This window comes from Burkholderia sp. AW49-1, from assembly GCF_053427845.1.
Map to the genome: position 1 here is coordinate 1 of NZ_JBSAXF010000027.1, position 21,976 is coordinate 21,976.

Annotated in this window: 17 protein-coding genes, 1 tRNA gene and 1 pseudogene; 13 read left to right on the forward strand and 6 right to left on the reverse strand. The window is 68.4% G+C overall.

The features are described 5' to 3' along the window. Positions 1–326 (forward strand): annotated as a pseudogene (locus ACV22W_RS27525) (aspartate aminotransferase family protein); the annotation flags it as partial. A gap of 160 nt (positions 327–486) precedes the next feature. On the opposite strand, the gene ACV22W_RS27530 reads toward ACV22W_RS27525, so the two are convergent. After that, positions 487–561: transfer RNA gene (locus tag ACV22W_RS27530), tRNA-Val, on the reverse strand. Positions 562–644: 83 nt separating this feature from the next. Beyond that, positions 645–1,127 carry an Lrp/AsnC family transcriptional regulator gene (locus ACV22W_RS27535; RefSeq protein ID WP_059535916.1) on the reverse strand — a complete coding sequence of 161 codons (483 nt, stop codon included), beginning with the start codon at positions 1,125–1,127 and terminating at the stop codon, positions 645–647. 191 nt (positions 1,128–1,318) lie between these two features. Here ACV22W_RS27535 and ACV22W_RS27540 point away from each other — a divergent pair, with 191 nt between their 5' ends. The 4 genes from ACV22W_RS27540 (at position 1,319) to ACV22W_RS27555 (ending at position 5,633) form a co-directional block, all read left to right on the forward strand. Continuing rightward, positions 1,319–2,533: an amino acid aminotransferase gene (locus ACV22W_RS27540; RefSeq protein WP_448022700.1), complete on the forward strand. Its 1,215-nt coding sequence runs from the start codon at positions 1,319–1,321 to the stop codon at positions 2,531–2,533. Positions 2,534–2,563: 30 nt separating this feature from the next. Next, a complete protein-coding gene (locus ACV22W_RS27545) occupies positions 2,564–2,950 on the forward strand; it encodes a RidA family protein (RefSeq protein WP_448022662.1) in 387 nt (128 codons plus the stop codon). Positions 2,951–3,051: 101 nt separating this feature from the next. Next, the gene (locus tag ACV22W_RS27550) at positions 3,052–4,122 is read left to right on the forward strand and encodes a porin (RefSeq protein ID WP_448022663.1); all 1,071 of its coding nucleotides are present in this window, start codon (positions 3,052–3,054) and stop codon (positions 4,120–4,122) included. 92 nt (positions 4,123–4,214) lie between these two features. After that, positions 4,215–5,633, forward strand: a complete 1,419-nt coding sequence (locus tag ACV22W_RS27555; protein WP_448022664.1) for an amino acid permease — start codon at positions 4,215–4,217, stop codon at positions 5,631–5,633. A gap of 36 nt (positions 5,634–5,669) precedes the next feature. Here ACV22W_RS27555 and ACV22W_RS27560 read toward each other — a convergent pair whose 3' ends face one another. Next, positions 5,670–6,572, reverse strand: a complete 903-nt coding sequence (locus ACV22W_RS27560; protein ID WP_059535906.1) for a LysR family transcriptional regulator — start codon at positions 6,570–6,572, stop codon at positions 5,670–5,672. A 173-nt stretch (positions 6,573–6,745) separates the two neighbouring features. On the opposite strand from ACV22W_RS27560, the gene ACV22W_RS27565 reads away from it, so the two are divergent. From ACV22W_RS27565 to ACV22W_RS27575, 3 genes are all read left to right on the forward strand, one after another. Next, positions 6,746–8,500, forward strand: a complete 1,755-nt coding sequence (locus tag ACV22W_RS27565; RefSeq protein ID WP_448022665.1) for an acyl-CoA dehydrogenase family protein — start codon at positions 6,746–6,748, stop codon at positions 8,498–8,500. Positions 8,501–8,514: 14 nt separating this feature from the next. Continuing rightward, the gene (locus ACV22W_RS27570; protein WP_448022701.1) at positions 8,515–9,717 is read left to right on the forward strand and encodes a CaiB/BaiF CoA transferase family protein; all 1,203 of its coding nucleotides are present in this window, start codon (positions 8,515–8,517) and stop codon (positions 9,715–9,717) included. A gap of 184 nt (positions 9,718–9,901) precedes the next feature. Beyond that, the gene (locus ACV22W_RS27575; protein ID WP_448022666.1) at positions 9,902–11,314 is read left to right on the forward strand and encodes an MFS transporter; all 1,413 of its coding nucleotides are present in this window, start codon (positions 9,902–9,904) and stop codon (positions 11,312–11,314) included. Between the two features lie 175 nt (positions 11,315–11,489). Here the strand turns inward: ACV22W_RS27575 and ACV22W_RS27580 are convergent, their stop codons facing one another. Both ACV22W_RS27580 and argA read right to left on the reverse strand, forming a co-directional pair. Then, positions 11,490–11,765 (reverse strand): oxidative damage protection protein, encoded by a 276-nt coding sequence (locus ACV22W_RS27580; RefSeq protein WP_006478357.1) that lies wholly within the window; start codon positions 11,763–11,765, stop codon positions 11,490–11,492. A 49-nt stretch (positions 11,766–11,814) separates the two neighbouring features. Next, positions 11,815–13,194 carry an amino-acid N-acetyltransferase gene (argA, locus tag ACV22W_RS27585; RefSeq protein ID WP_044847668.1) on the reverse strand — a complete coding sequence of 460 codons (1,380 nt, stop codon included), beginning with the start codon at positions 13,192–13,194 and terminating at the stop codon, positions 11,815–11,817. Between the two features lie 23 nt (positions 13,195–13,217). Between argA and hrpA the strand changes: the two genes are divergently transcribed. The 5 genes from hrpA (at position 13,218) to ACV22W_RS27610 (ending at position 21,304) form a co-directional block, all read left to right on the forward strand. Then, positions 13,218–17,411 (forward strand): ATP-dependent RNA helicase HrpA, encoded by a 4,194-nt coding sequence (gene hrpA / locus ACV22W_RS27590; protein ID WP_448022667.1) that lies wholly within the window; start codon positions 13,218–13,220, stop codon positions 17,409–17,411. 161 nt (positions 17,412–17,572) lie between these two features. After that, positions 17,573–18,562 carry a YVTN family beta-propeller repeat protein gene (locus ACV22W_RS27595; protein ID WP_448022668.1) on the forward strand — a complete coding sequence of 330 codons (990 nt, stop codon included), beginning with the start codon at positions 17,573–17,575 and terminating at the stop codon, positions 18,560–18,562. A gap of 16 nt (positions 18,563–18,578) precedes the next feature. Then, positions 18,579–19,553: a sterol desaturase family protein gene (locus ACV22W_RS27600; RefSeq protein WP_448022669.1), complete on the forward strand. Its 975-nt coding sequence runs from the start codon at positions 18,579–18,581 to the stop codon at positions 19,551–19,553. Positions 19,554–19,664: 111 nt separating this feature from the next. Next, positions 19,665–20,492, forward strand: a complete 828-nt coding sequence (locus ACV22W_RS27605) for an EI24 domain-containing protein (RefSeq protein WP_448022670.1) — start codon at positions 19,665–19,667, stop codon at positions 20,490–20,492. Beyond that, positions 20,489–21,304, forward strand: a complete 816-nt coding sequence (locus ACV22W_RS27610) for a competence/damage-inducible protein A (RefSeq protein WP_059535895.1) — start codon at positions 20,489–20,491, stop codon at positions 21,302–21,304. Before ACV22W_RS27605 ends, ACV22W_RS27610 begins: the two co-directional genes overlap by 4 nt. Positions 21,305–21,434: 130 nt before the next feature. On the opposite strand, the gene ACV22W_RS27615 is transcribed toward ACV22W_RS27610, so the two are convergent. After that, positions 21,435–21,899 carry a rhodanese-like domain-containing protein gene (locus ACV22W_RS27615; protein ID WP_448022671.1) on the reverse strand — a complete coding sequence of 155 codons (465 nt, stop codon included), beginning with the start codon at positions 21,897–21,899 and terminating at the stop codon, positions 21,435–21,437. Between the last annotated feature and the right edge of the window lie 77 nt (positions 21,900–21,976).

Below are 21,976 nucleotides of genomic sequence, written 5' to 3' on the forward strand. Positions count from 1 at the left end.
GTGACATCGGGCCATATTTCCAGCGTCGGCTGCGGGAAGCGCTCGGCGATCATCCGATCGTCGGCGAGATCGCGGGGGCGGGGCTGGTCGCGGGTGTCCAGCTCGCGCGTGATCGTGAGCGGCGCGAGCGGTTCGATGCCAGCTTCGATATCGGCACGATCTGCCGCGACTTCTGCTTCAACGGCAACCTGATCATGCGTGCGACCGGCGACCGGATGCTGTTGTCGCCGCCGCTGGTGATCCGGGAGGCGGAGGTCGACGAGATCGTCGACAAGGCGAAGCGCGCGTTCGATGCGACGGCGGAGCGGGTTGGACGGGCAGGGTAGTCAGTCGTCGCGACGCTTCGATCGCATGTGGCCGAAGCGTCGTTGCCCGTCGAACCGGTTCGCGAGCGCAAGGAAGCGTGCAGGGGAGGCGGGCCGCAGCAGAAAGGCGGCCGCAAAACGAAAAGGGCCTGCGTCGTGAGACGCAGGCCCTTGAATTCTTTGGTGGGCGGTACTGGGATCGAACCAGTGACCCCTGCCGTGTGAAGGCAGTGCTCTACCGCTGAGCTAACCGCCCAAAGAAGCTGAAATTATGTCAGAGCTTTTCGGGTTCGTAAAGCACTTTCTTCAAATATTTTTCAGGCCCGTACAAAAGGTTCGTCAGCCGGCCGTCGACGGTTCGACGAGATCGAGGATCGAGCCGTCGCGCTTGAGCGTCGCGAGCACGATGCTCGAATTGATCGACATCACGCCCGTCGCGCGGTGCAGGCGGTTGATCACGAAATCGGAATAGTGGTCGAGGTCGCGCGCCCGCACCGTCAGCACGTAGTTCGAGCCGCCCGTCACGATCTGCGCGGCGATGACTTCCGGCCACTGCTGAATCGCCTCCACGAACCGGTCGTGCCATTCGGGCACGTCCGGCCGCATCGACACGTGCACGAGCGCCTCGAATGCGACGCCGACCTTCTTCGGATCGATCGTGCAGCGGTAGCCCGAAATGGCGCCGCGTTCCTCGAGCAGCTTCACGCGCCGCAGGCACGCCGACGGCGACAGCGCGACCGCATTCGCGAGGTCCTGATTGCTGATGCGTCCGTCCCGCTCGAGATGCCGGAGGATCCGCATGTCGGTTCGATCCAGATTCATTTCGCAGAATCCCATAGTTTTTGAGATGGCAAGCGCAGACTCTACTGCAATGGCGGCGATTCGTCATCGAAAAGTGAAGCTCATTCTATTTCGTCCTCGATAACATGCGCCCCATGCCTCGATCGCACGGCCTGACGCGCTGTCACGCCGCCGGCCGACTCGCCGCCTTCAACTTCCAGCGTCATTCCGCCATGTACGAACACATTCCCGCCTATCCGGGCGACCCGATCCTGTCGCTGTTCCAGGCGTTCCAGCAGGATGCCCATCCGCACAAGGTCAACCTCAGCATCGGTCTCTACTACGACGAAGCGGGCCGCATCCCCGTGCTGGAGAGTACGCGTCTCGCGGCCGAGCGCGTGCGCGAAGCCGGCGCGCCGCATACGTATCTGCCGATGGAAGGGCTCGCCGCGTATCGGCAGGGCGTGCAGCGCCTCGTGTTCGGCGCCGACTGCGCGGCGCTCGCGCAAGGGCGTATCGCGACGCTGCAGACGCTCGGCGGCTCGGGCGCGCTGCGGCTCGGCGCGGAGTTCGTGAAGCGCTATTTCCCCGACAGCGCGATCTGGATCAGCGATCCGACGTGGGACAACCATCGCGTGATCTTCGCGGCGGCCGGCCTCGACGTGCACACGTACCCGTACTACGACGAAGCGCGCAACGACCTGCGCGTCGACGCGATGCTCGCGGCGCTCGACGCGCTGCCCGCGCGCAGCATCGTGCTGCTGCAGCCGTGCTGCCACAACCCGACGGGCCTCGACCTCGGCCGCGACGCGTGGCGCGCGGTGATCGACGTGCTCGCGCGCCGCGGGCTGATTCCGTTCCTCGACATGGCGTACCAGGGCTTCGGCGACGGGCTCGACGACGACGCATGGGCCGTGCGCGCGATCGTCGAAGCGGGACTGCCGGCGATCGTCAGCAACTCGTTTTCGAAGAACTTCTCGCTGTACGGCGAGCGCGTCGGCGGCCTGTCGATCGTCTGCGCGAGCGAGGGCGAAGCGGCGACGGTGCTGAGCCAGTTGCAGGCCGGCGTGCGCCGCACCTATTCGAGCCCGCCGCTGTTCGGCGCGCAGCTCGTGTCGGCCGTGCTGAACGACGACGTCCTGCGGGCGTGCTGGGAAGACGAGGTGGCCGAGGTGCGCACGCGCATCAAGCGCATGCGCAGCGCGCTGAAGGCGCGGCTCGACGCGCGCCTGCCGACGAGCGCGTTCGATGCGCTCGTCACGCAGCGCGGCATGTTCAGCTACACGGGCATCGCCGCGACCGACGTGGACCGGCTGCGCGCGTCGCACGGCGTCTACCTGCTGCGCTCGGGCCGCATGTGCGTCGCGGGCCTTAACGACGCGAACGTCGACCACGTCGCGAACGCGATCGCCGACGTGTTCGGCGGCACGTCGCGCCAGGCCGCCTGAGCGGCCGGTCGCGAACCGAAGGAGGACACGATGGCAGACATGATCCCGGTCGACTTGCCGCAACTCGAGCAACCGTTCTCGTGGGCCACCCGCGCGAGCGGGCTGATGTTTACCGGCCACGGGCCGGTCGATGCGTCCGGTGCGATCGCCGGCGACACGATGACCGAGCAGGCGCGCATCACGCTCGGCAATCTTGCGAAGGCCGTCGCGGCGGCCGGCGCGACGATGGACGACGTCGCACAGGTGCTCGTCTATCTGTCCGACGTGAAGGCGATGCCCGAATTCGACGCCGAATACCGGCGCCACTTTCACGAGCCGTACCCGAACCGCACGTGCGTGGGCGTGCAGGGCTTCGCGCACCCGGACATGCGCGTCGAACTCGTCGCGTACGTCGCGCTGCCGGCGGCACGCGGCTAGCCGGCACGCGACTTCGCGACGACCGCAGCACCCACGATCAACGACAAGCATCAACCCCCCCCCGACGAACATCAAATATTCAGACAAGGATGGAGACGAAGATGAGGCGTATCACTCGATTCGCAGTACCAACGATGGCGGGCCTGCTCGCCGCGAGCGGCGCGATGGCGCAGAGCAGCGTGACGCTGTACGGCATCGTCGACCAGAGCATCCGCTACACGACGCACGCGAATGCGTCGAACGACGCGAGCGTGCAGATGACCAACGGCGCGATCACCAACAGCCGCTGGGGCCTGAAGGGCAGCGAAGCGCTCGGCGGCGGGCTGAAGGCGATCTTCCAGCTCGAGAGCGGCTTCGAGCCGCAGAACGGGCAGCTCGACGGCGCGCTGTTCGGCCGCTACGCGTATGTCGGTCTGGCGAGCGACTGGGGCACCGTGAAGCTCGGCCGGCAGGCGACCGAGGCGTTCAACTTGTTCGGCGATCTCGATCCGCTGACGGTCGGCAACTACACGGCCAACATGTGGCCGTACTTCCTCACGCAGGGTCGCGCGAGCAACGTCGTCGGCTACGACGGCACGTTCGGCGGGCTGAACGTCGGCGCGAGCTACGGCTTCGGCGGCGTCGCGGGCAGCCTCGGCGCGAATGCGTACTGGGGCACGCACGTGTCGTACACGCTCGGCGGACTGATGGTCGGCGCGACCTACCAGCAGGTGCGCGACCTGAACAGCCGTGCGCAACAGGCATGGGGCGCGGGCGCACGCTACGCGTTCGGCGCGGCGACGCTGTACGCGGGCTATCTCGGCGGCATCGACCGCACGGGCATGCTCGACCGGCAACTGCTGAACGCGCCGGGCCGCGACGTGACCTACGGTTCGTTCGCCGACAATCCGCGCCGCGACGCGATCTTCTATACCGGCGCGAGCGTGAAGGTCACGCCGGCGGTGTCGGTGACGGGCGTCGCGTACTACGACGACATCCGCAACGTCAACGGCGTCGCAGGCAACGGCGGGAAGCGCTATACGGGCGTGCTCGAGGCCGAGTACGCTCTGTCGAAGGCGACGCAGGTCTACGCGACGGTCGACTACAACCGGGTGACCGGCGGCGCGTTCACCGAAATGCCCGGACGCGGCAACCAGACGGGTATCGCGGCCGGCTTGCGCCACATGTTCTGAGCACGCGGCGCGCGGTGGCCGGTGCGGTCCGGCACCGGTCCGTGCGCCGTCGATGTTTCGACCGGACACACGTTTTCGAACGAGGTCATTCGATGCAACCAGAAGGGCAATTCCAGCACATCGCGGCGCGCGAGCAGGGTCTGCGCCGCACGCTTTCCGCACGGCAGATGGCCATGATCGCGATCGGCGGTGCGATCGGCACGGGTCTCTTTCTCGGCAGCGGGTTCGCGATCGGCTTCGCCGGCCCGAGCGTGCTCGTCAGCTACGCGATCGGCGCATTCATTTCGCTGCTGCTGATGGGCTGTCTCGCGGAGATGACGGTCGCGCACCCGACTTCCGGGTCGTTCGGCGCGTACGCCGAACATTACGTGAGCCCGTGGGCCGGGTTCCTCGTGCGCTATGCGTACTGGGCGTGCATCGTGCTCGCGGTCGGCACCGAAGTCACCGCGATCGCGCTGTACATGAAGTACTGGTTCCCGGGCGTGCCGGGCTGGCTGTGGATCGTCGGCTTCTCGGCGCTGCTCGTGTTCGTCAACGCGCGCAGCGTCGACGTGTTCGGCGCGGTCGAATACGGCTTCTCGGTCGTGAAGATCGCGGCGATCGTCGGCTTCATCGTGCTGGGCGCATACGTCGTGTTCGGCAATCCGGCGCTGGTCGGCGACGGCGCGGCCGGCGCGGGCTTTCATCATTACACCGAGCATGGCGGGTTCTTCCCGAAGGGGATGTGGGGGATGTGGGTCGCGGTGATCGTGTCGATCTTCAGCTACCTGAGCATCGAGATGATCGCGGTCGCGGCGGGCGAGGCGGAAGATCCCGAGCGCGCGGTGACGCGCGCGTTCCGCTCGACGATCGTGCGGCTCGTGCTGTTCTACCTCGTCACGCTCGCGCTGATGCTCGCGATCGTGCCGTGGACGGCGGCGGGGCGCGACGAAAGCCCGTTCGTGAAGGTGATGGAGGCGATCCACCTGCCGGGCGCGGCCGGGCTGATCAACTTCGTCGTGCTGATCGCCGCGCTGTCCGCGATGAACAGCCAGCTCTACATCACGACGCGGATGATGTTCAGCCTGTCGCGCGCGGGTCATGCGCCGAAGGCGCTCGGCGAGGTGAACACGCGCGGCGTGCCGTTCGGCGCGCTGATGCTGTCGACGCTCGGCATCGCGCTCGCGACGGTCCTGAGCGTGCTGTATCCGGACGCGTCGTTCACGATCATGATGTCGGTGTCGATGTTCGGCGCGCTGTTCACGTGGATGATGATCTTCGTCACGCATTACTGCTTCCGGCGGCGTCGCGCGGCGCTCGGCCTGCCGGCGCCCGCGTTCCGGATGCGCGGCTTCCCGCTGCTGACGCTGCTCGGCGCGGCGCTGATGCTCGCGGTGATGGTGACGACGTACTTCACGGCCGAATTCCACATGACGCTGATCTTCGGCATTCCGTTCCTGGTCGCGCTGTCCGTCGTGTACGCGGTGTGGTATCGGCGCGCGCAGCCGGTGCTGCAGCCGGAATCGAAGTAGCGGAGAAGTGCCGGCGCGGCGTACCGGCGCGCCGGCTCAGCCCGCGAGCGCGGGCAGCGCATCGATCGACGCGCGCACGTAGTCGGCGAAGCGCAGCGCGACCGGTTCGGCGGTGCCGCTGCGCTTCAGCTCCAGCGTGCGCGATTCCAGCGACGCATCCTTCAGCGGCCGGAACGCGAGCCGGTCGCTCTTCACCTGCTGCAGCACGCGCGGCACGAGCGCGATGCCCATCCCGAATTCGATCATCGACAGGATCGTCTGCCAGAGCCGCGCCTCGTGACGGATCAGCGGGCTGAATCCCGCGTTCACGCATTGCGCGATGATCAGGTCGTGATAGTGCGGCGCCGCGTCGCGCGGAAACAGGATGAACGGTTCCGCGGCCAGCGCGGCGAGTGCGACCTGCCGGCGCCGCGCGAGCGGATGCGCGGCCGGCAGGCAGCACACGAACGGTTCCGCGTAGACGGGCGCCGATTCGACCTCGGGCGGGCAGTGGCCCCAGTGCGCGTAGCCGAGATCGATCTGGCCGCGCTGGATCGCCTGCACCTGCGCCTGCGTGTTCATCTCGCTCAGCACGATCTCGACGCCCGGATAGTCGGCCTCGAAGCGCCGCACCGCGTCGGGCAGCCCGCGATACAGCATCGAATGGACGAAGCCGATCCGCAGCCGTCCCGCGAGACCGGACGCCGAGCGCACCGTGAGACGCTCGGCCTCGGCCGCCTGCAGCAGCAGCCGGCGCGCTTCGCCGAGCAGCACCGCGCCTGCGTTGGTCAGCGCGACCGTCTTGTTGGTGCGGGAAAAAAGCTGCACGCCGAGCGCATCCTCGAACTTGCGGATGTCGAAGCTCAGCGCCGGCTGCGAGATGAACAGGCGCTTCGCCGCGCGCCCGAAATGCAGCTCCTCGGCGACCGCCACGAAGTAGCGCAACTGCCTCAGTTCCATGGTGCGTCCTCCCCGCATCGGCTTCGATAAGCGTCGTCTATCGTACCGGATAAATCCTGTATTGGACGCTTATCGATCGCGCGCCTACGCTCTGCTGAACGCCTGGCACCAGCCGGCCGCGCCGCCGCGTCGCGGGCACCGGCCGGCAGCCGGGCCACCATGGAGACGCATGCATGAACGACACCGCTCGCACGCCGGACACCGGCGCGGCCAACGACATCCCCGATAGCCGGGGCATCAACTTCTTCACGGCCGATCCCGATCTCGGCGCGTTGCTGAAACTGCATCTCGGCGCGACCCGCTACGCGGCACTCGAACCGCAGCTGCACGCGCTCGGCGCGCGCGTGTCGGGCGAACTCGACGCGTGGGCATCGCGCGCGGACAAGCATCCGCCCGTGCTCGAGCATCGCAACCGGCGCGGCGAAGCCGTGCAGCGGATCGACAAGGATCCCGCGTATGTCGCGCTCGAACGGGTCGCCTACTCGGAACTCGGGCTCGCGGCGCTGAGCCATCAGCCCGGGGCGGTGGCGCCGCTCGTCAAGTACGCGTTGACGTTCCTGTTCGTGCAGGCGGAATTCGGGTTGTGCTGCCCGGTCAGCATGACCGATTCGCTGACGCGCACGCTGCGTCGTTTCGGCGACCCGGCGCTCGTCGAACACTATCTGCCGAGGCTCGCGTCGCGCAATTTCGACACGCTGTTCCAGGGCGCGATGTTCATGACCGAGCAGGCGGCCGGCTCCGACGTCGGCCGCATCGCCACGCGCGCGGTGCGCGAAGCCGACGTGCAGGGCGGGGCGGTGTGGCGCCTGTACGGCGACAAGTGGTTCTGCTCGAACGCGGACGCCGACCTGGCGATGGTGCTCGCGCGGCCCGACGGCGCGCCGGACGGCATCAACGGCCTCGCGCTGTTCCTGCTGCCGAAGACGCTGCCGGACGGCACGCGCAATCGCTACCGGATCGTGCGGCTGAAGGACAAGCTCGGCAGCCGTTCGATGGCGAGCGGCGAGATCGCGCTCGAAGGCGCGCAGGCCTGGCTGATCGGCGAGACCGGCCGCGGCTTTCACCAGATGGCCGACATGATCAACATGTCGCGGCTGTCGAACGGCGTGCGCGCGGCGGGCCTGATGCGGCGCGCGCTGAACGAGTCGCTGCACGTGGCGGCGCATCGCGCCGCGTTCGGCCGCAAGCTGATCGAGATGCCGCTGATGCAGCGTCAGTTGATGAAGATGCTGCTGCCCGCCGAGGCCGCGCGCGCGATGTTCATGCAGATCGCGCTGCTGTTGCCGCAGGCGGATGCGGGCGACGAGCAGGCCGCGCGCTGCGTGCGCATCCTGACGCCGCTGATCAAGTTCCGCGCGTGCCGCGATGCGCGCTGCGTGACGGGCGACGCGATGGAGGTGCGCGGCGGCACCGGCTACATCGAGGAGTGGAGCGATGCGCGCCTCGTGCGCGACGCGCATCTCGGCTCGATCTGGGAAGGCACCAGCAACATCGTCGCGCTCGACGTCGCGCGCGCCGCGCAGCGCGAGCAGGCGCTCGACGCGCTGCGCACGTTCCTCGGCGACCGGCTCGGCGCGGCGCCGCTGCCCGACGCGAGCCGCGCGGCGCTGCGGCGCATTCTCGCGCGCGCGTGCGATGCGCTCGCGCGGGTCGCGGCGGAACGCGACGACGCGCGCGTGCGGCAGGCCGCGTCGGCGCTTTACTACGCGAGCGCGGCCGTCCTGATGGCGTGCGAGGGCGCACAGCTCGCACCCGATTACCGGCGCCTCGCGCTTGCGCACCTGGTCGTGCGTCACAAGCTGCTGCCGGTCGACCCGCTTGCACCGGCGTCGCGCGACGACGAAGCGGCGGCGTTCGACGCGCTGCTGCGCGGCACGCCGGTGCCGCTCGACATGGCGCTCGACCTGCTGCCGGAGGTCGAACGATGAGCGCGACGGAAGCGATGAGCGCGCCGCGCGGCGCGCTTGACGGGCTCAAGGTCGTCGACCTGAGCCGCGTGCTCGGCGGTCCGTACTGCACGCAGGCGCTCGCCGATCACGGCGCGACGGTGATCAAGATCGAGCCGCCGGACGGCGACGAGACGCGCGGCTGGGGGCCGCCGTTCCTCGGCGACACCGCGTGGTATTTCATGGGCGTGAACCGCAACAAGGAGGGGCTCGCGCTCGACCTGTCCCGCGACGACGGGCGCGCGATCCTGTGGCGCCTGCTGGAGGACGCCGACGTGCTCGTCGAGAACTTCAAGCCTGGCACGCTCGCGCACTGGGGCATGGACTACACGCGCGACCTGCAGCCGCGTTTCCCGCGCCTGATCCACTGCGCGGTGACGGGCTTCGGCGAGGACGGCCCGCTCGGCGGGCTGCCCGGCTACGACGCGGTGATCCAGGCGATGGCCGGGCTGATGAGCGTCAATGGCGAGCGCGACGGCGACGCGATGCGCATCGGGTTGCCGATCGTCGACATGGTCACGGGGCTCAACGCGCTTGCCGGCATCCTGCTGGCGCTCGCGGAGCGCGAGAAGAGCGGGCAGGGGCAGTCGATCGACATCGCGCTGTACGACTGCGGCGTGTCGCTGCTGCATCCGCACCTGCCGAACTTCTTCGGCTCGGGGCGCGTGCCCGGGCGCAGCGGCAACGCGCATCCGAACATCGCGCCGTACGACAGCTATCGCACGGCGACGGTGCCGATCTTCCTCGCGGTCGGCAACGATCGGCAGTTCGCGCGCCTCGTCGCGCATCTTGGCGCGCCGGCGCTCGCGGGCGATCCGCGCTTCGCCGACAACCGCAGCCGCTGCGCGCACCGGCCCGAACTGAAGGCCGCGCTCGAGGCACGGCTCGCCGCCCATCCGTGCGAGCCGCTGGCGCGCGACCTGATGGCGGCGGGCGTGCCGTGCGGGCCGGTGCGCACGGTCGCCGACGTCGCGCGCGACCCGCATGCGCTGCACCGCGAATTGTTCGTCGAGATCGGCGCATATCGCGGCACGGCATCGCCGGTGAAGCTGTCGCGCACGCCGGCGACCTATCGTTCGCCGCCGCCCGCGCTCGGCCGCGACACGCGCGCGGTGCTCGACCGCCTCGGCGTCGATCCCGCGCTCCAGCAACGATTGCTCGACGCCGGCGTGCTGAAGGTCGCGCCGGACCCGGCGTGACCGGCCGAGTGGTGCTCGCACGCGAGCATCCTCGGCCGGCGCATCGCAGGGACAAGCCGCTCGACGCAAGGCAATGAAGCGACGTAAGGCGATGTAAAGCACCACCGCCAGCCGGCGGCGCAAGGCCGGCCATCCGGCAAGGCGCGCGACAGTCGCGCCGCCGATCACAAACATGGAGACATCGATGAGCCGTCCGCAATCCCCGTCCGCCGCGCAGCCGCGGCCCGGCCGCGCCGCCCTCGCGGCGTTCGTCGGCACCACGATCGAGTGGTACGACTTCTACATCTACGGCACCGCCGCCGCGCTCGTATTCGGCAAGGTGTTCTTTTCGAGCACGATGGATCCCGGCGTCGCGACGCTGCTCGCATTCGTCACGTTCTGGGCCGGCTTCGCCGCGCGGCCGCTCGGCGGAATCGTGTTCGGGCATCTCGGCGATCGCGTCGGCCGAAAGACCGCACTCGTGATCACGCTGGTGATGATGGGGCTGGCCACGACGGGCATCGGCCTGCTGCCCGGCCATGCGTCGATCGGTGTGTGGGCGCCGGCGGGCCTCGTCGTGCTGCGCGTGTTGCAGGGCATCGCGGTCGGCGGCGAGTGGGGCGGTGCGGTGCTGATCGCGAGCGAGAATGCGCCGAAGCATCGCAGCATCCTCTATGCGGCGTTCGCGCAGCAGGGTTCGCCCACCGGCAACCTGCTCGCCACCGCAGCCTTTTTCGCGCTGAGCGCGTTGCCGACGCCGTCGTTCCTGATGAGGGGCTGGCGCATTCCGTTCCTGCTGTCGGCGGTGCTCGTGATCATCGGGATGGTGATCCGGCTGCGGCTCGAGGAATCGATCGACATGCAGCGCGTGCTCGCGCGCAAGCGCACGGTGAAGCTGCCGCTGCGCGACGTCGTGCGCGACCACTGGCCCGTCGTGCTGCTCGCGGCCGGCACGCTGCCGGTGATCAACGTCACGTATTTCCGCAGCACCTTCGCGCTGTCGTGGGCGACGAAGGAGCTCGGCTATGCGCAGGGCACGTTCCTCGGCATCCTGTCGATCTCGCTCGTCGTGCAGTTCCTGATGCAGCCGGTCGGCGCGTGGTTCGTGTCGAAGGTCGACATGCGACGCGCGATGTGCTGGATCCTGATTCCCGAGATCGTGCTGATGCCGGTGATGTTCCATGCGCTCGCGACGCGTTCGTACTGGATCGCCGTCGCCGGGATGTGCATCTCGACGATCCCGTCGGCGATGTTCTATGGCGCGGTCGGCGGCGTGCTCGCACGCGTGTTTCCGGCCAACATCCGCTACACGGGCCTGTCGCTCGCGTATCAGCTGAGCGCGCTCGTCGTCGGCGGCGGCACGCCGGTGCTCGCGCAGGCGATCCTGAACGCGACCGGCAGCATCGTCGGCGTCGCGATCGCGTCGGGGCTGTACGCGCTCGTGTCGCTCGCGTGCATGCTCGCGCTGCTGAATCGCACCGGCTACCGCGCGGACGAGTTGTCGACGGCCGAGCGGAGCGATGCGGCCGAATGGGGTGCCGAAGGCGCGAGCGCTGAAAGTCCGGCCGGCGAGACCGCGCAGGCGGGCGACCGCGGTGCGTTGAAACCGGCGGGTTGAATCCGCCGGGCCGGCGCGATTTGCCGATTCGGCGGCAGCGCACGCGCCGGCCGGATCGCATCGCGTCGATTCCGCCCTCCCAAAAGCAAACGGCACCGTGCGATACACGGTGCCGTTTGCCTTGCTTCGCTTCGCGATGCGCCCGGCGCGACAGGCCCGCGCGATGCGCGGTGCTTCAGCCTTCCGTCGGCGGCACGTAGCCGGACGCCTGGTCCGCGCCGTCGCCGAAGAAGTACTTCTCGGTCTGCTTCATCAGGTACTGGCGCGCGCGCGGGTCGGCCATGTTCAGGCGGTTCTCGTTGATCAGCATCGTCTGCTGCTTGAGCCAGCCTTGCCACGCTTCCTTCGACACGCTTTCGTAGATGCGCTTGCCGAGTTCGCCCGGCAGCGGCGGGAAATCGAGACCTTCGGCTTCCTTGCCGAGCTTCGCGCATTGGATCATTCGAGCCATCGTGTACTTCTCCTGTAATCGGTCTGGGGGAGGGCAGTCGTGCCTATGCTCAGAGCTGCTTCATCAGCACGAGCGACTTGCGCTGCCAGTTATAGAGTTTGCGGCGGTCTTCCGGCAGGTCGTCGACGCTGACCTTGACGAAGCCGCGCTTGAGGAACCAGTGCTCGGTGCGCGTCGTGAGCACGAAGATGTGCGTGAGGCCGCGCGCGCGGGCGCGCTGCTCGATGCGCTTGAGCAGGCGTTCGCCGTCGCCCGAGCCCTGCGCTTCCGGCGCGACCGTCAGGCACGCCATCTCGCCGATCTTCTCCTGCTGGTACGGATACAGCGCCGCGCAGCCGAACAGCACGCCATCGTGCTCGATCACCGAGAAGTGGTCGATGTCGCGTTCGATCTGATGGCGGCCGCGCCGCACCAGCGTGCCGTCCGACTCGAGCGGCTCGATCAGCGACAGGATGCCGCCGACGTCGTCCGGCGTCGCTTCGCGCAGGCTCTCGAGGTTCTCGTACGAGATCATCGTGCCGACGCCGTCGTGCAGGAACAGTTCGAGCAGCATGCTGCCGTCGAGCGACTGCGGAATCAGGTGGGCCCGGGTCACGCCGCCGCGGCAGGCGCGGATCGAGTGCTTCAGGAAGAACGCGTCGTCGCCCTGGATGTTGCCGGAGTCGAGCAGCTCGGCGGCCGCGTCGAGCGACATTTCGCGGATCAGGCCGCCTTCGTCGTCGACGATGCCGGGCGCCTCGGTCAGGAAGATGATCTTGTCGGCGCGCAGCGCGATCGCGGCGGCCGACGCGACGTCTTCCATCGACAGGTTGAACGCCTCGCCGGTCGGCGAGAAGCCGAGCGGCGACAGCAGCACGAGCTTGCGGCTCGCGAGCGAATGACGGATCGATTCGGCGTCGATCTTGCGCACGATGCCCGTGTGCGCGAAATCGACCCCGTCGAGAATCCCCACCGGCCGGGCGGTCACGAAGTTGCCGGACACGACGCTGATGTGCGCGTGCGCCATCGGCGAGTTCGGCAGACCCTGGCTGATCGCGGCCTCGATGTCGAGACGCACTTCGCCGGCCGCCTCCTTCGCGGATTCGAGCGCGCGCGCATCGGTGATGCGCAGCCCGTGCGAAAACTCGGATTCGACACCATGCAGGCTCAGCTGCTCCTCGACCTGCGGCCGCGAGCCGTGCACGAGCACGATCTGGATGCCCATCGCCTGCAGTAGCGCGATGTCGGACACGAGCGCGTTCAGCAGCCCCTGCTGCACCACCTCGCCACCGAACCCCACGACGAACGTGCTGTTGCGGAACTTGTGGATGTAGGGCGCGACGGAGCGCATCCAGTCGACGAACTGCGCGTGGCTGGCGGCCGAATCGTCGGCGGCCGGCGGCGTCGCGGCGCCGGTCTGGGCGGGTGGGAGGTCGGTTTGGGAATTCATGGGCGGGATTATAATGCGCCCCCATGTCGAATGTACCTAAAAGTCCCGCGCCGACGCGGGCCAAAGCGCCGTCGGCCCGGCACCCGGAGGGGGCGGCCGATGCGCGTCAGCAGCAGGGCCAGCCGCCGCGCCAGCAGCAACAGCAGGCGGGGCAGCCGCCGCGCGGGCCGCGTGGCGACGAGCGGCGCCGCGAGCCGGGCCAGCCGGCCGCGCAGGGCGCGCCCCAGGCCGCCGGCGAGCGCGCGCCGCGCCGCGAACGTCCGCCGCGCGCGGCCGTCGCGCCCAATCCCGTTCCGCCGATTACCTACCCCGAAAGCCTGCCCGTGTCGGGCAAGCGCGACGAAATCGCGCGCGCGATCGCCGGTCATCAGGTTGTCATCGTCTGTGGTGAAACGGGTTCGGGCAAGACCACCCAGCTGCCGAAGATCTGTCTCGATCTCGGCCGCGGCCTCGGTGCCGGCGGCACGGGCCTGATCGGCCATACGCAGCCGCGGCGCCTGGCCGCGTCGTCGACCGGCCGGCGCATCGCCGAGGAACTCGGCACGCCGTTCGGCGAGGTGGTCGGCTACAAGGTGCGCTTCACCGACAATCTCGCGCCGGGCGCGTCCGTCAAGCTGATGACGGACGGCATCCTGCTCGCCGAGACGCAGACCGATCCGCTGCTGAAGGCGTACGACACGCTGATCATCGACGAGGCGCACGAACGCAGCCTGAACATCGACTTCCTGCTCGGCTACCTGAAGGAAATCCTGCCGCGGCGGCCGGACCTGAAGCTGATCGTCACGTCCGCGACGATCGACGCCGACCGCTTCGCGCGCCATTTCGGCACCGACGCGCGCCCGGCGCCCGTGATCGAGGTGAGCGGGCGGCTGTATCCGGTCGAGATGCGCTACCGGCCGGTGGCCGAGGATCGCCCGGCCGTGAAGCACGCCGAAGGCACGGGCGGCCGCGATCGCGTGAAGACCGCGCGCGAGGCCGAACGCGACCTGATGGACGCGATCGTCGACGCGGTCGACGAACTGTGCCGCGAAGGCCCCGGCGACGTGCTGGTGTTCCTGCCCGGCGAGCGCGAGATCCGCGAGGCGGCCGAGGCGCTGCGCAAGCATCATCCGCCGCATACCGAGATCCTGCCGCTGTTCGCGCGGCTGTCGGCGGCCGACCAGGACAAGGTGTTCAAGGCGTCGAACGCGCGCCGCATCGTGCTCGCGACCAACGTGGCCGAAACGTCGCTGACGGTGCCGGGCATCCGCTACGTCGTCGACACCGGGCTCGCGCGCGTGAAGCGCTATTCGTACCGTAACAAGGTCGAGCAACTGCAGGTCGAGTCGATCTCGCAGGCCGCCGCGAACCAGCGCGCGGGCCGCTGTGGCCGGGTGGCCGACGGCGTCTGCATCCGCTTGTACGAGGAAAGCGACTACCAGGCGCGCGCGCGTTTCACCGATCCGGAAATCCTGCGCTCGTCGCTCGCCTCGGTGATCCTGCGGATGAAGTCGCTGCACCTGACCGCGATCGAATCGTTCCCGTTCCTCGAGCCGCCGCCCGGCCGCGCGATCGCGGACGGCTACCAGCTGCTCAACGAACTCGGCGCGGTCGACGACGACAACGCGCTGACGCCGCTCGGCCGCGAACTCGCGCGGCTGCCGCTCGATCCGCGCGTCGGCCGGATGATTCTCGCCGCGCGCGACCAGCAGTCGCTGCGCGAGGTGCTGATCATCGCGAGCGCGCTGTCCGTGCAGGACCCCCGCGACCGTCCGATCGAGGCGCAGGAGCAGGCCGACCAGGCGCACCGCCGGTTCGCCGACGAGCGCTCCGAATTCCTGCAGTGGCTGAAGATCTGGGCATGGTTCGAGGAAGCCGTCGCGCACAAGAAGTCGAACCGCCAGCTGATCGACGCGTGCCGGCAGAACTTCCTGTCGCACCTGCGGCTGCGCGAATGGCGCGACGTCCATTCGCAGCTGCTGACGGTCGTGCGCGAGCACGGCTGGCGCCTCAACGAGGTCGAGGCGACCTACGAGCAGGTCCATCTGGCCCTGTTGACGGGCCTGCTCGGCAACCTCGGCATGAAGGCCGACGACGATCCGCATTACCTCGGCGCGCGCGGGATCAAGTTCTACCTGTGGCCGGGCTCGGCGCTCGCCAAGAAGGCCGGCCGCTGGGTGATGGCGGCCGAACTCGTCGAGACGAGCCGGCTGTATGCGCGCTGTCTCGCGAAGATCGAGCCGGAGTGGGTCGAGAAGATCGGCGCGCACCTGCTGAAGAAATCGCTGTCGGAGCCGCATTGGGAAAAGCGTCCCGCGCAGGTCAGCGCGTTCGAGCGCGCGACGCTGTACGGGCTGCCGATCTACCACCGCCGGCGCGTCGCGTTCGGCAAGCAGGATCCGGCGCGGGCGCGCGAGCTGTTCATCCGCGGCGCGCTGGTCGAGGGCGAGTTCGACACGAAGCTGCCGTTCTTCGCGCACAACCGCAAGCTGCTCGCCGACATCGAGCAGCTCGAGCACAAGTCGCGCCGCCAGGACGTGCTGGTCGACGACGAGCTGATCTACGCGTATTACGACCAGGCGATTCCGGAGGGCATTCACACGGGCGCCGCGTTCGAGCGCTGGTATCGCGACGAGGTGAAGAAGGGCGGTCAGGCGGAGGAGAAGCAGCGCCTGCTGTACCTGTCGCGCGACGACCTGATGCGCCACGAGGCGGCCGGCGTGACGACCGAGCTGTTTCCGAAGCGCGCGACGATGGCGGGTGTGGAGATGGCGCTCACGTACCACTTCGAGCCCGGCACGCCGCGCGACGGCGTGACGCTCGCGGTGCCGCTCTACGCGCTCAACCAGGTCGACGCGCGCCGTTGCGAATGGCTCGTGCCGGGGATGTTGAAGGAAAAGGTGCAGCTGCTCCTGAAGTCGCTGCCGCAGAAGCTGCGCCGGCACTGCGTACCGCTGCCCGAATACGCGGCCGGCTTCGTCGAGCGGACGGGCCGCGAGCGCTTCGGCGCGGGCGGCCTCGTCGAGGCGCTGATCGCCGACGTGCGCGGCGAGACCCAGGTCGCGATGAAGACGGCCGACTTCAAGCTCGAGACGTTGCCCGCGCACCTGTTCATGAACTTCAAGGTGATCGACGAGCACGGCCGCCAGCTCGCGATGGGGCGCAATCTGGCGCAACTGCGCCAGGAACTCGGCGCGCAGGCGCAGCAGCAGTTCCAGAAGATCGCGGCGGCATCGACGATCGCGCCGGGCGGCGAAGCAGCCGAGGGCGATGCAAGTGAGGCGCCGGCGCTCGCCGCGGCACCGGCTTCGGCGGCGAAGGGCGGCAAGCCGGGCAAGGGTGCGGCGCCGCACACGGCCGCTCCGGCGGAAGCCGGCGCGACCGCGCTGTACGAGAGCCTGACGACGTGGAACTTCGGCAAGCTCCCCGAACTGCTGGAGATCCGCCGCCGCGGCCAGACGCTGTACGGCTATCCGGCGCTCGTCGATCGCGGCACGCATTGCGACGTCGAGGTGTTCGACTCGCCGGAGGAGGCCGCACGGATCCACCGGGCCGGCTTGCGGCGGCTGTTCGCGCTGCAGCTGAAGGAGCCGATCAAGTTCCTCGAGAAGAACCTGCCGGGGCTGCGCGAGATGGCGATGCAGTACATGTCGCTCGGCACGCAGGACGAGCTGCGCGATCAGCTGATCGACACGGCGCTCGACCGCGCGTGCCTGCAGGATCCGCTGCCCGACGACGACGCGAGCTTCCACGCGCGCCGCGACGAGGGCAGGAGCCGCCTGAACCTGCTCGCGCAGGAGATCGCGCGGCTCGTCGGGCAGATCCTCGCCGAGTATGCGGGGCTTGCGAAGAAGCTCGCGCAGGCGAAGCCGTTCGCGCAGGCCCATGCGGATCTGCAGCAGCAGCTCGCCGCGCTGGTCGGCAAGCGCTTCGTGATCGACACGCCTTACGTGCAGCTTGCACACTTCCCGCGCTACCTGAAGGGCATCGCGTTGCGGATCGACAAGCTGAAGGCCGACCCGGCGCGCGACGCGAAGCAGTCCGGCGAGCTGCTGCCGCTCGTCCAGCAGTATCAGCGCGCGGTGTCGCAGCGCGGCGGCGTCGCCGATCCGCGCCTCGCGGAATTCCGCTGGCTGCTGGAAGAGCTGCGAATTTCGCTGTTCGCGCAGGAACTGCGCACGCCGATGCCTGTCTCTGTCAAGCGTCTGCACAAGGTGTGGGAGTCGATGCAGCGATAGCGCAACGGCGACTGGCGGGGCCCGCACTGATTGCGGGCCCTGGGCGCAACCGGCCGCACGGCACCGCGACGTGCGTCGAAGTGGCGCAATGCCGCCTTCCGTCAACCGGTGGGGCCTGCCGAGCGTTTTACAATGACTGCTGTTCCACGACGTGAGTCTTCATGCGCACTTTCCTTTCCTTCGGCCGCACGCTTGCGCTGGCCGCCGCCGTGCTGGCGCCCGCCGCACACGCGAATAACGTGATCATCCTCAATTCGGCCGAGGCGACGCTTTCCCTGATCGACCAGCAGACCCGCCAGGTCGTCGGCACGATGCCGACCGGCAAGGAGCCGCATCACCTGATGGCGACGCCCGACAATTCGTCGCTGATCGTCGCGAATTCGGTCTCGAACAGCCTGATGTTCGTCGATCCCAAGACGGGCAAGCTGCAGCGCACCGTCGAAGGCATCGAGGATCCGTACCAGCTCGGCTTCTCGCCCGACAACAAGTGGTTCGTGTCGACCGGGCTGCGCCTCGACCGGCTTGACATCTACAACTACGACGGCCGCGACCTGCATCTCGTGAAGCGCTTGCCGCTCGCGGTGATGCCGAGCCACATCGCGTTCACGAAGGACAGCAAGACCGTGCTCGTGTCGCTGCAGGTGTCCGGCGAGATCGCAGCGGTCGACCTCGCGACTCAGACGGTCAAGTGGAAGATGAAGGTCGGCAAGGTGCCGGCGGGCCTGTGGCTCACGCCGGACGACAAGTTCCTGCTGGTCGGGATGACCGGCGCGGACTACGTCGCGGTGGTCGACTGGCGCAACCAGAAGGTCGTCAAGCAGATCCACACGGGCAACGGCGCGCACAACTTCCGCTCGCTCGCCGACGGCACGCACGTCGCGGTCACCAATCGGGTCGCGAACACGATCAGCATCATCGACGAGAACACGCTCACCAACGTCGGCGACATCACCGGCCTGCTGCCGGGGCCGGACGACATGGAACTGTCCGCCGACAAGAAGACGCTGTGGGTGACGTTCCGCTTCGCGAAGAAGGTCGGTATCATCGACCTCGCCTCGCGCAAGCTGGTGCAGACGATCGCCGTCGGCCGTTCGCCGCACGGGATCTACTTCTACGACCGCGCGCCGTGGAAGGCTGCGAACGGCGCGTGACGGGCGGAGGCGAGCGATGCTGCACCTGATCGATGCGTTCGTGTCGGACATCCAGACCTGGCTGTACGTCGACGTCGTGCAGCCGCTCCTCTTCAAGTTCAACCTGATGGGCTATGACGAGGACACCTACGACGCGCTGTACTGGGTGATCATCGGCGCGCTGCAGATGGTGCTGATGTTCGCGCTGCTGCGCCCGCTCGAGGCGCTGCTGCCGGTCGAGCGCTGGCAGAACCGCCGTGCGGTGCGGGTCGACGTGATCTATACGGCGATCGCGAAGCTCGGCATCTACACGCTGTTCTTCTTCTTCGCACTGCAGCCGGTGTTCGACGGCTTCCAGGCATGGCTGCGCCTGCACGGCGTCGTGAACGTCAACCTCGACTATCTGTGGCCGGGCGTGACGTCGCGGCCGATCGTCGCGTTCGCGATCTACCTCGTCGTGCTCGACTTCGCCGGCTACTGGTATCACCGCTGGCAGCACAAGTTCGGCATCTGGTGGGAACTGCACGCGGTGCATCACAGCCAGCGGCAGATGTCGCTGTGGTGCGACGACCGCAACCACCTGCTCGACGACGTGATCCAGTCGTGCTTCTTCGCGGCGATCGCGCTCGTGATCGGCGTGACGCCGTCGCAGTTCGTCGTGCTGACCGCGGTCACGAACTTCATGCAGAGCATCCAGCATACGAATGCGCGGTTGTCGTTCGGCTGGCTCGGCGAGCGCCTGCTCGTGAGCCCGACCTTCCACCGGCGCCACCACGCGGTCGGCTACGGCCACGAAGGCACCAAGTACGGCTGCAACTTCGGCGTGCTGTTCCCGTGGTGGGACATGATGTTCGGCACCGCGTCGTGGAACCGCACGGTCGAGCCGACCGGCATCCGCGAGCAGGTCGAAGGCGTGTCCTACGGCGACGGCTTCTGGGCGCAGCACGGCCTCGCGTTCGTGCGCATCTTCCGGCGCCTCGTTCCCGCGAAGCGCGGCGCGGCGTCGGCCTGACCCCGTCGCTTTCCCCTTGAACGGCTCTCCTGCACGGCCCGCATGCGCTTTGGCGCATGCGGGCCGTGTGGTTTATCCTTTCCCCGTTTTTCTTCGTCGATACAGGTTCGCATGAACGATTTGCTGCGCTCCTTCATCCGGGCCTTCGTCAGCGCGCTGCATCCGCGCATGCTGTGGCTCACCCTGATGCCGTTCGTCGTCTCGGCGCTGCTGTGGGGCGTCGTGCTGTGGTTCTCGTGGCAGACGCTGATCGACGCCGCGCGCGGCGCGCTCGACGGCTTCGTGCTCACGGCGGTGCTGTACCGCATGTTCGACGCGATCGGGATGTCGCAGCTGCATGCGGTCGTCGCGCCGTTCGTCGTCGTATCGCTCGCGATTCCGCTGATCGTGCTGACCGTGCTGCTGCTGATCGCGACGATCTCGATGCCGGTCGTGATCAAGCACCTGTCGAACCGGCAGTTCGCCGCGCTGGAAGCGAAGCGGGGCGGCACGTTCTTCGGCAGCGTGTTCAATTCGCTCGGCGCGGCCGTCGTCGGCGTCGTGCTGCTCGTCGTCACGATCCCGCTGTGGCTGATTCCGCCGTTCTTCGCGCTGCTGCCGCCCGTGATCTGGGGCTGGCTGACCTATCGCGTGATGACCTACGACGCGCTCGCGCAGCACGCGAGCCGCGACGAGCGCCGTGCGCTGGTGCGGCAGCATCGCTGGCCGCTGATCGGCATCGGCGTCGCGACCGGGCTGCTCGGTACCGTGCCGACCTTCGTGTGGGTATCGTCGGTCTGGATGATGGTGCTGTTTCCGTTCGTGGCGGCGGCCATGATCTGGGTTTACGCTTTCATCCTCGTCTTTTCCGCGCTGTGGTTCGGGCACTATTGCCTGCGCGCGCTGGACGACCTGCGCGCGAGTTCGCGCGCCACCGCAATCGACATGGGGCAGGCATGAGCATCGGCATCATCATCATCGGCGACGAAATCCTTTCGGGCCGCCGGCAGGACAAGCACCTGGCCAAGGTCATCGAGCTGCTCGGCGCGCGCGGCCTCGCGCTCGACTGGGCCGAATACGTCGGCGACGATCCCGCGCGGATCACCGCGACGATCGCGCGCGCGGTCGCATCCGGCGACATCGTGTTTTCCACGGGCGGGATCGGCGCGACGCCGGACGACCACACGCGCCAGTGCGCGGCCGCCGCGCTCGGCGTGCCGCTCGAGCTGCACCCGGAAGCGAAGGCGCTGATCTCGGAGCGCATCCGCGAGACGCACACCGATCCGGCTCGGCCGGTCGATTTCGAATCGCCGGAAAACCAGCACCGCTTCAACATGGGCGTGTTCCCGGCCGGCGCGACGATCATCCCGAACGGCTACAACCGGATTCCCGGGTTCTCGGTCGGCGATCTCCATTTCGTGCCGGGCTTTCCGGTGATGGCGTGGCCGATGATCGAATGGGTGCTCGACACGAAGTACCAGCATCTCCATCACGCGACGCCGCACGCGGAGCGCTCGCTCTACGTGTTCGAACTGCCGGAATCGACGCTCACGCCGCTGATGGAGAAGATCGAGCGCGATTTCCCGGGCGTGCGCGTGTTCAGCCTGCCGAGCGTCGGCGATGCCGAGCGCGGCGGGATCTACGCGCGCCGGCATATCGATCTCGGCGTGAAGGGCGAGCCGGAGGCGGTCGCGGCCGCGTTCGTGAAGCTGCGCGAAGGCGTGCACCTGCTCGGCGGCGACGTGGTCGAACCGGACGTGCCGCGCGCCTGAGCGCCGCGCACCGATGCGGGCCGCGGAAGGGCCGCAAAAGAACCACGGGCCGCGCAATGCGGCCCGTCATCGGGATGTCATCGCCCGGCTCGACGATGTCGCAGTCGGGCGTGCCTGGGCGGATGCGCCGTCAGGCGCCGATCCACGGCAGTTTCCGGAAGCACCAGCCGTCGACCGTCTTGCGGTGGCCTTCGGCATCCTTGCCGCCCTCGAAGCCTTCGAGCAGGTCGAAGGCCTTCGTGAAGCCGGCCTGCGTCGAGGCGACCGCGGCGAGCTTCGAGCGCGCGGCGCTGCGGCACAGGAACAGGATCGGCGTATCGGCCGGGAGGGCCGCTTTCAGTTGATCGACGAATTCGGCGTTCGGCACGCCGCCCGGATAGCGCGTCCATTCGAGGTGCAGGTACTGGCCGTCGCCGACGAGCGGGCGGCCGATCCAGTCGAGCTCGGCGCGGGTGCGCACGTCGACGAGGCGCGCCGACGGGTCGAGCTGCAACAGTTCGAAAGCCTCGGCCGGCAGCAGTGCGCCGGCATAGTGGAGCGCGCCCTGGGCGCGGCGTTCTTCGGCCTTCGCGTAAAGCTGGTCGAGCGTACTCATGGCAGGAGGTCTCCGTATCGGTCAAACGGTCATTCTAGCGCGGCACCGCCGTGCGGATGGCCGTGTACCGAGCGAGG

What these genes read in the sequence shown, in the direction of transcription:
- ACV22W_RS27535 (WP_059535916.1), bottom strand. Translation starts at nt 1,127, where the DNA reads ATGAATCTGGATCGAACCGACATGCGGATCCTCCGGCATCTCGAGCGG.
- ACV22W_RS27540 (WP_448022700.1), top strand. Translation starts at nt 1,319, where the DNA reads ATGTACGAACACATTCCCGCCTATCCGGGCGACCCGATCCTGTCGCTG.
- ACV22W_RS27545 (WP_448022662.1), top strand. Translation starts at nt 2,564, where the DNA reads ATGGCAGACATGATCCCGGTCGACTTGCCGCAACTCGAGCAACCGTTC.
- ACV22W_RS27550 (WP_448022663.1), top strand. Translation starts at nt 3,052, where the DNA reads ATGAGGCGTATCACTCGATTCGCAGTACCAACGATGGCGGGCCTGCTC.
- ACV22W_RS27555 (WP_448022664.1), top strand. Translation starts at nt 4,215, where the DNA reads ATGCAACCAGAAGGGCAATTCCAGCACATCGCGGCGCGCGAGCAGGGT.
- ACV22W_RS27560 (WP_059535906.1), bottom strand. Translation starts at nt 6,572, where the DNA reads ATGGAACTGAGGCAGTTGCGCTACTTCGTGGCGGTCGCCGAGGAGCTG.
- ACV22W_RS27565 (WP_448022665.1), top strand. Translation starts at nt 6,746, where the DNA reads ATGAACGACACCGCTCGCACGCCGGACACCGGCGCGGCCAACGACATC.
- ACV22W_RS27570 (WP_448022701.1), top strand. Translation starts at nt 8,515, where the DNA reads ATGAGCGCGCCGCGCGGCGCGCTTGACGGGCTCAAGGTCGTCGACCTG.
- ACV22W_RS27575 (WP_448022666.1), top strand. Translation starts at nt 9,902, where the DNA reads ATGAGCCGTCCGCAATCCCCGTCCGCCGCGCAGCCGCGGCCCGGCCGC.
- ACV22W_RS27580 (WP_006478357.1), bottom strand. Translation starts at nt 11,765, where the DNA reads ATGGCTCGAATGATCCAATGCGCGAAGCTCGGCAAGGAAGCCGAAGGT.
- argA (WP_044847668.1), bottom strand. Translation starts at nt 13,194, where the DNA reads ATGAATTCCCAAACCGACCTCCCACCCGCCCAGACCGGCGCCGCGACG.
- hrpA (WP_448022667.1), top strand. Translation starts at nt 13,218, where the DNA reads ATGTCGAATGTACCTAAAAGTCCCGCGCCGACGCGGGCCAAAGCGCCG.
- ACV22W_RS27595 (WP_448022668.1), top strand. Translation starts at nt 17,573, where the DNA reads ATGCGCACTTTCCTTTCCTTCGGCCGCACGCTTGCGCTGGCCGCCGCC.
- ACV22W_RS27600 (WP_448022669.1), top strand. Translation starts at nt 18,579, where the DNA reads ATGCTGCACCTGATCGATGCGTTCGTGTCGGACATCCAGACCTGGCTG.
- ACV22W_RS27605 (WP_448022670.1), top strand. Translation starts at nt 19,665, where the DNA reads ATGAACGATTTGCTGCGCTCCTTCATCCGGGCCTTCGTCAGCGCGCTG.
- ACV22W_RS27610 (WP_059535895.1), top strand. Translation starts at nt 20,489, where the DNA reads ATGAGCATCGGCATCATCATCATCGGCGACGAAATCCTTTCGGGCCGC.
- ACV22W_RS27615 (WP_448022671.1), bottom strand. Translation starts at nt 21,899, where the DNA reads ATGAGTACGCTCGACCAGCTTTACGCGAAGGCCGAAGAACGCCGCGCC.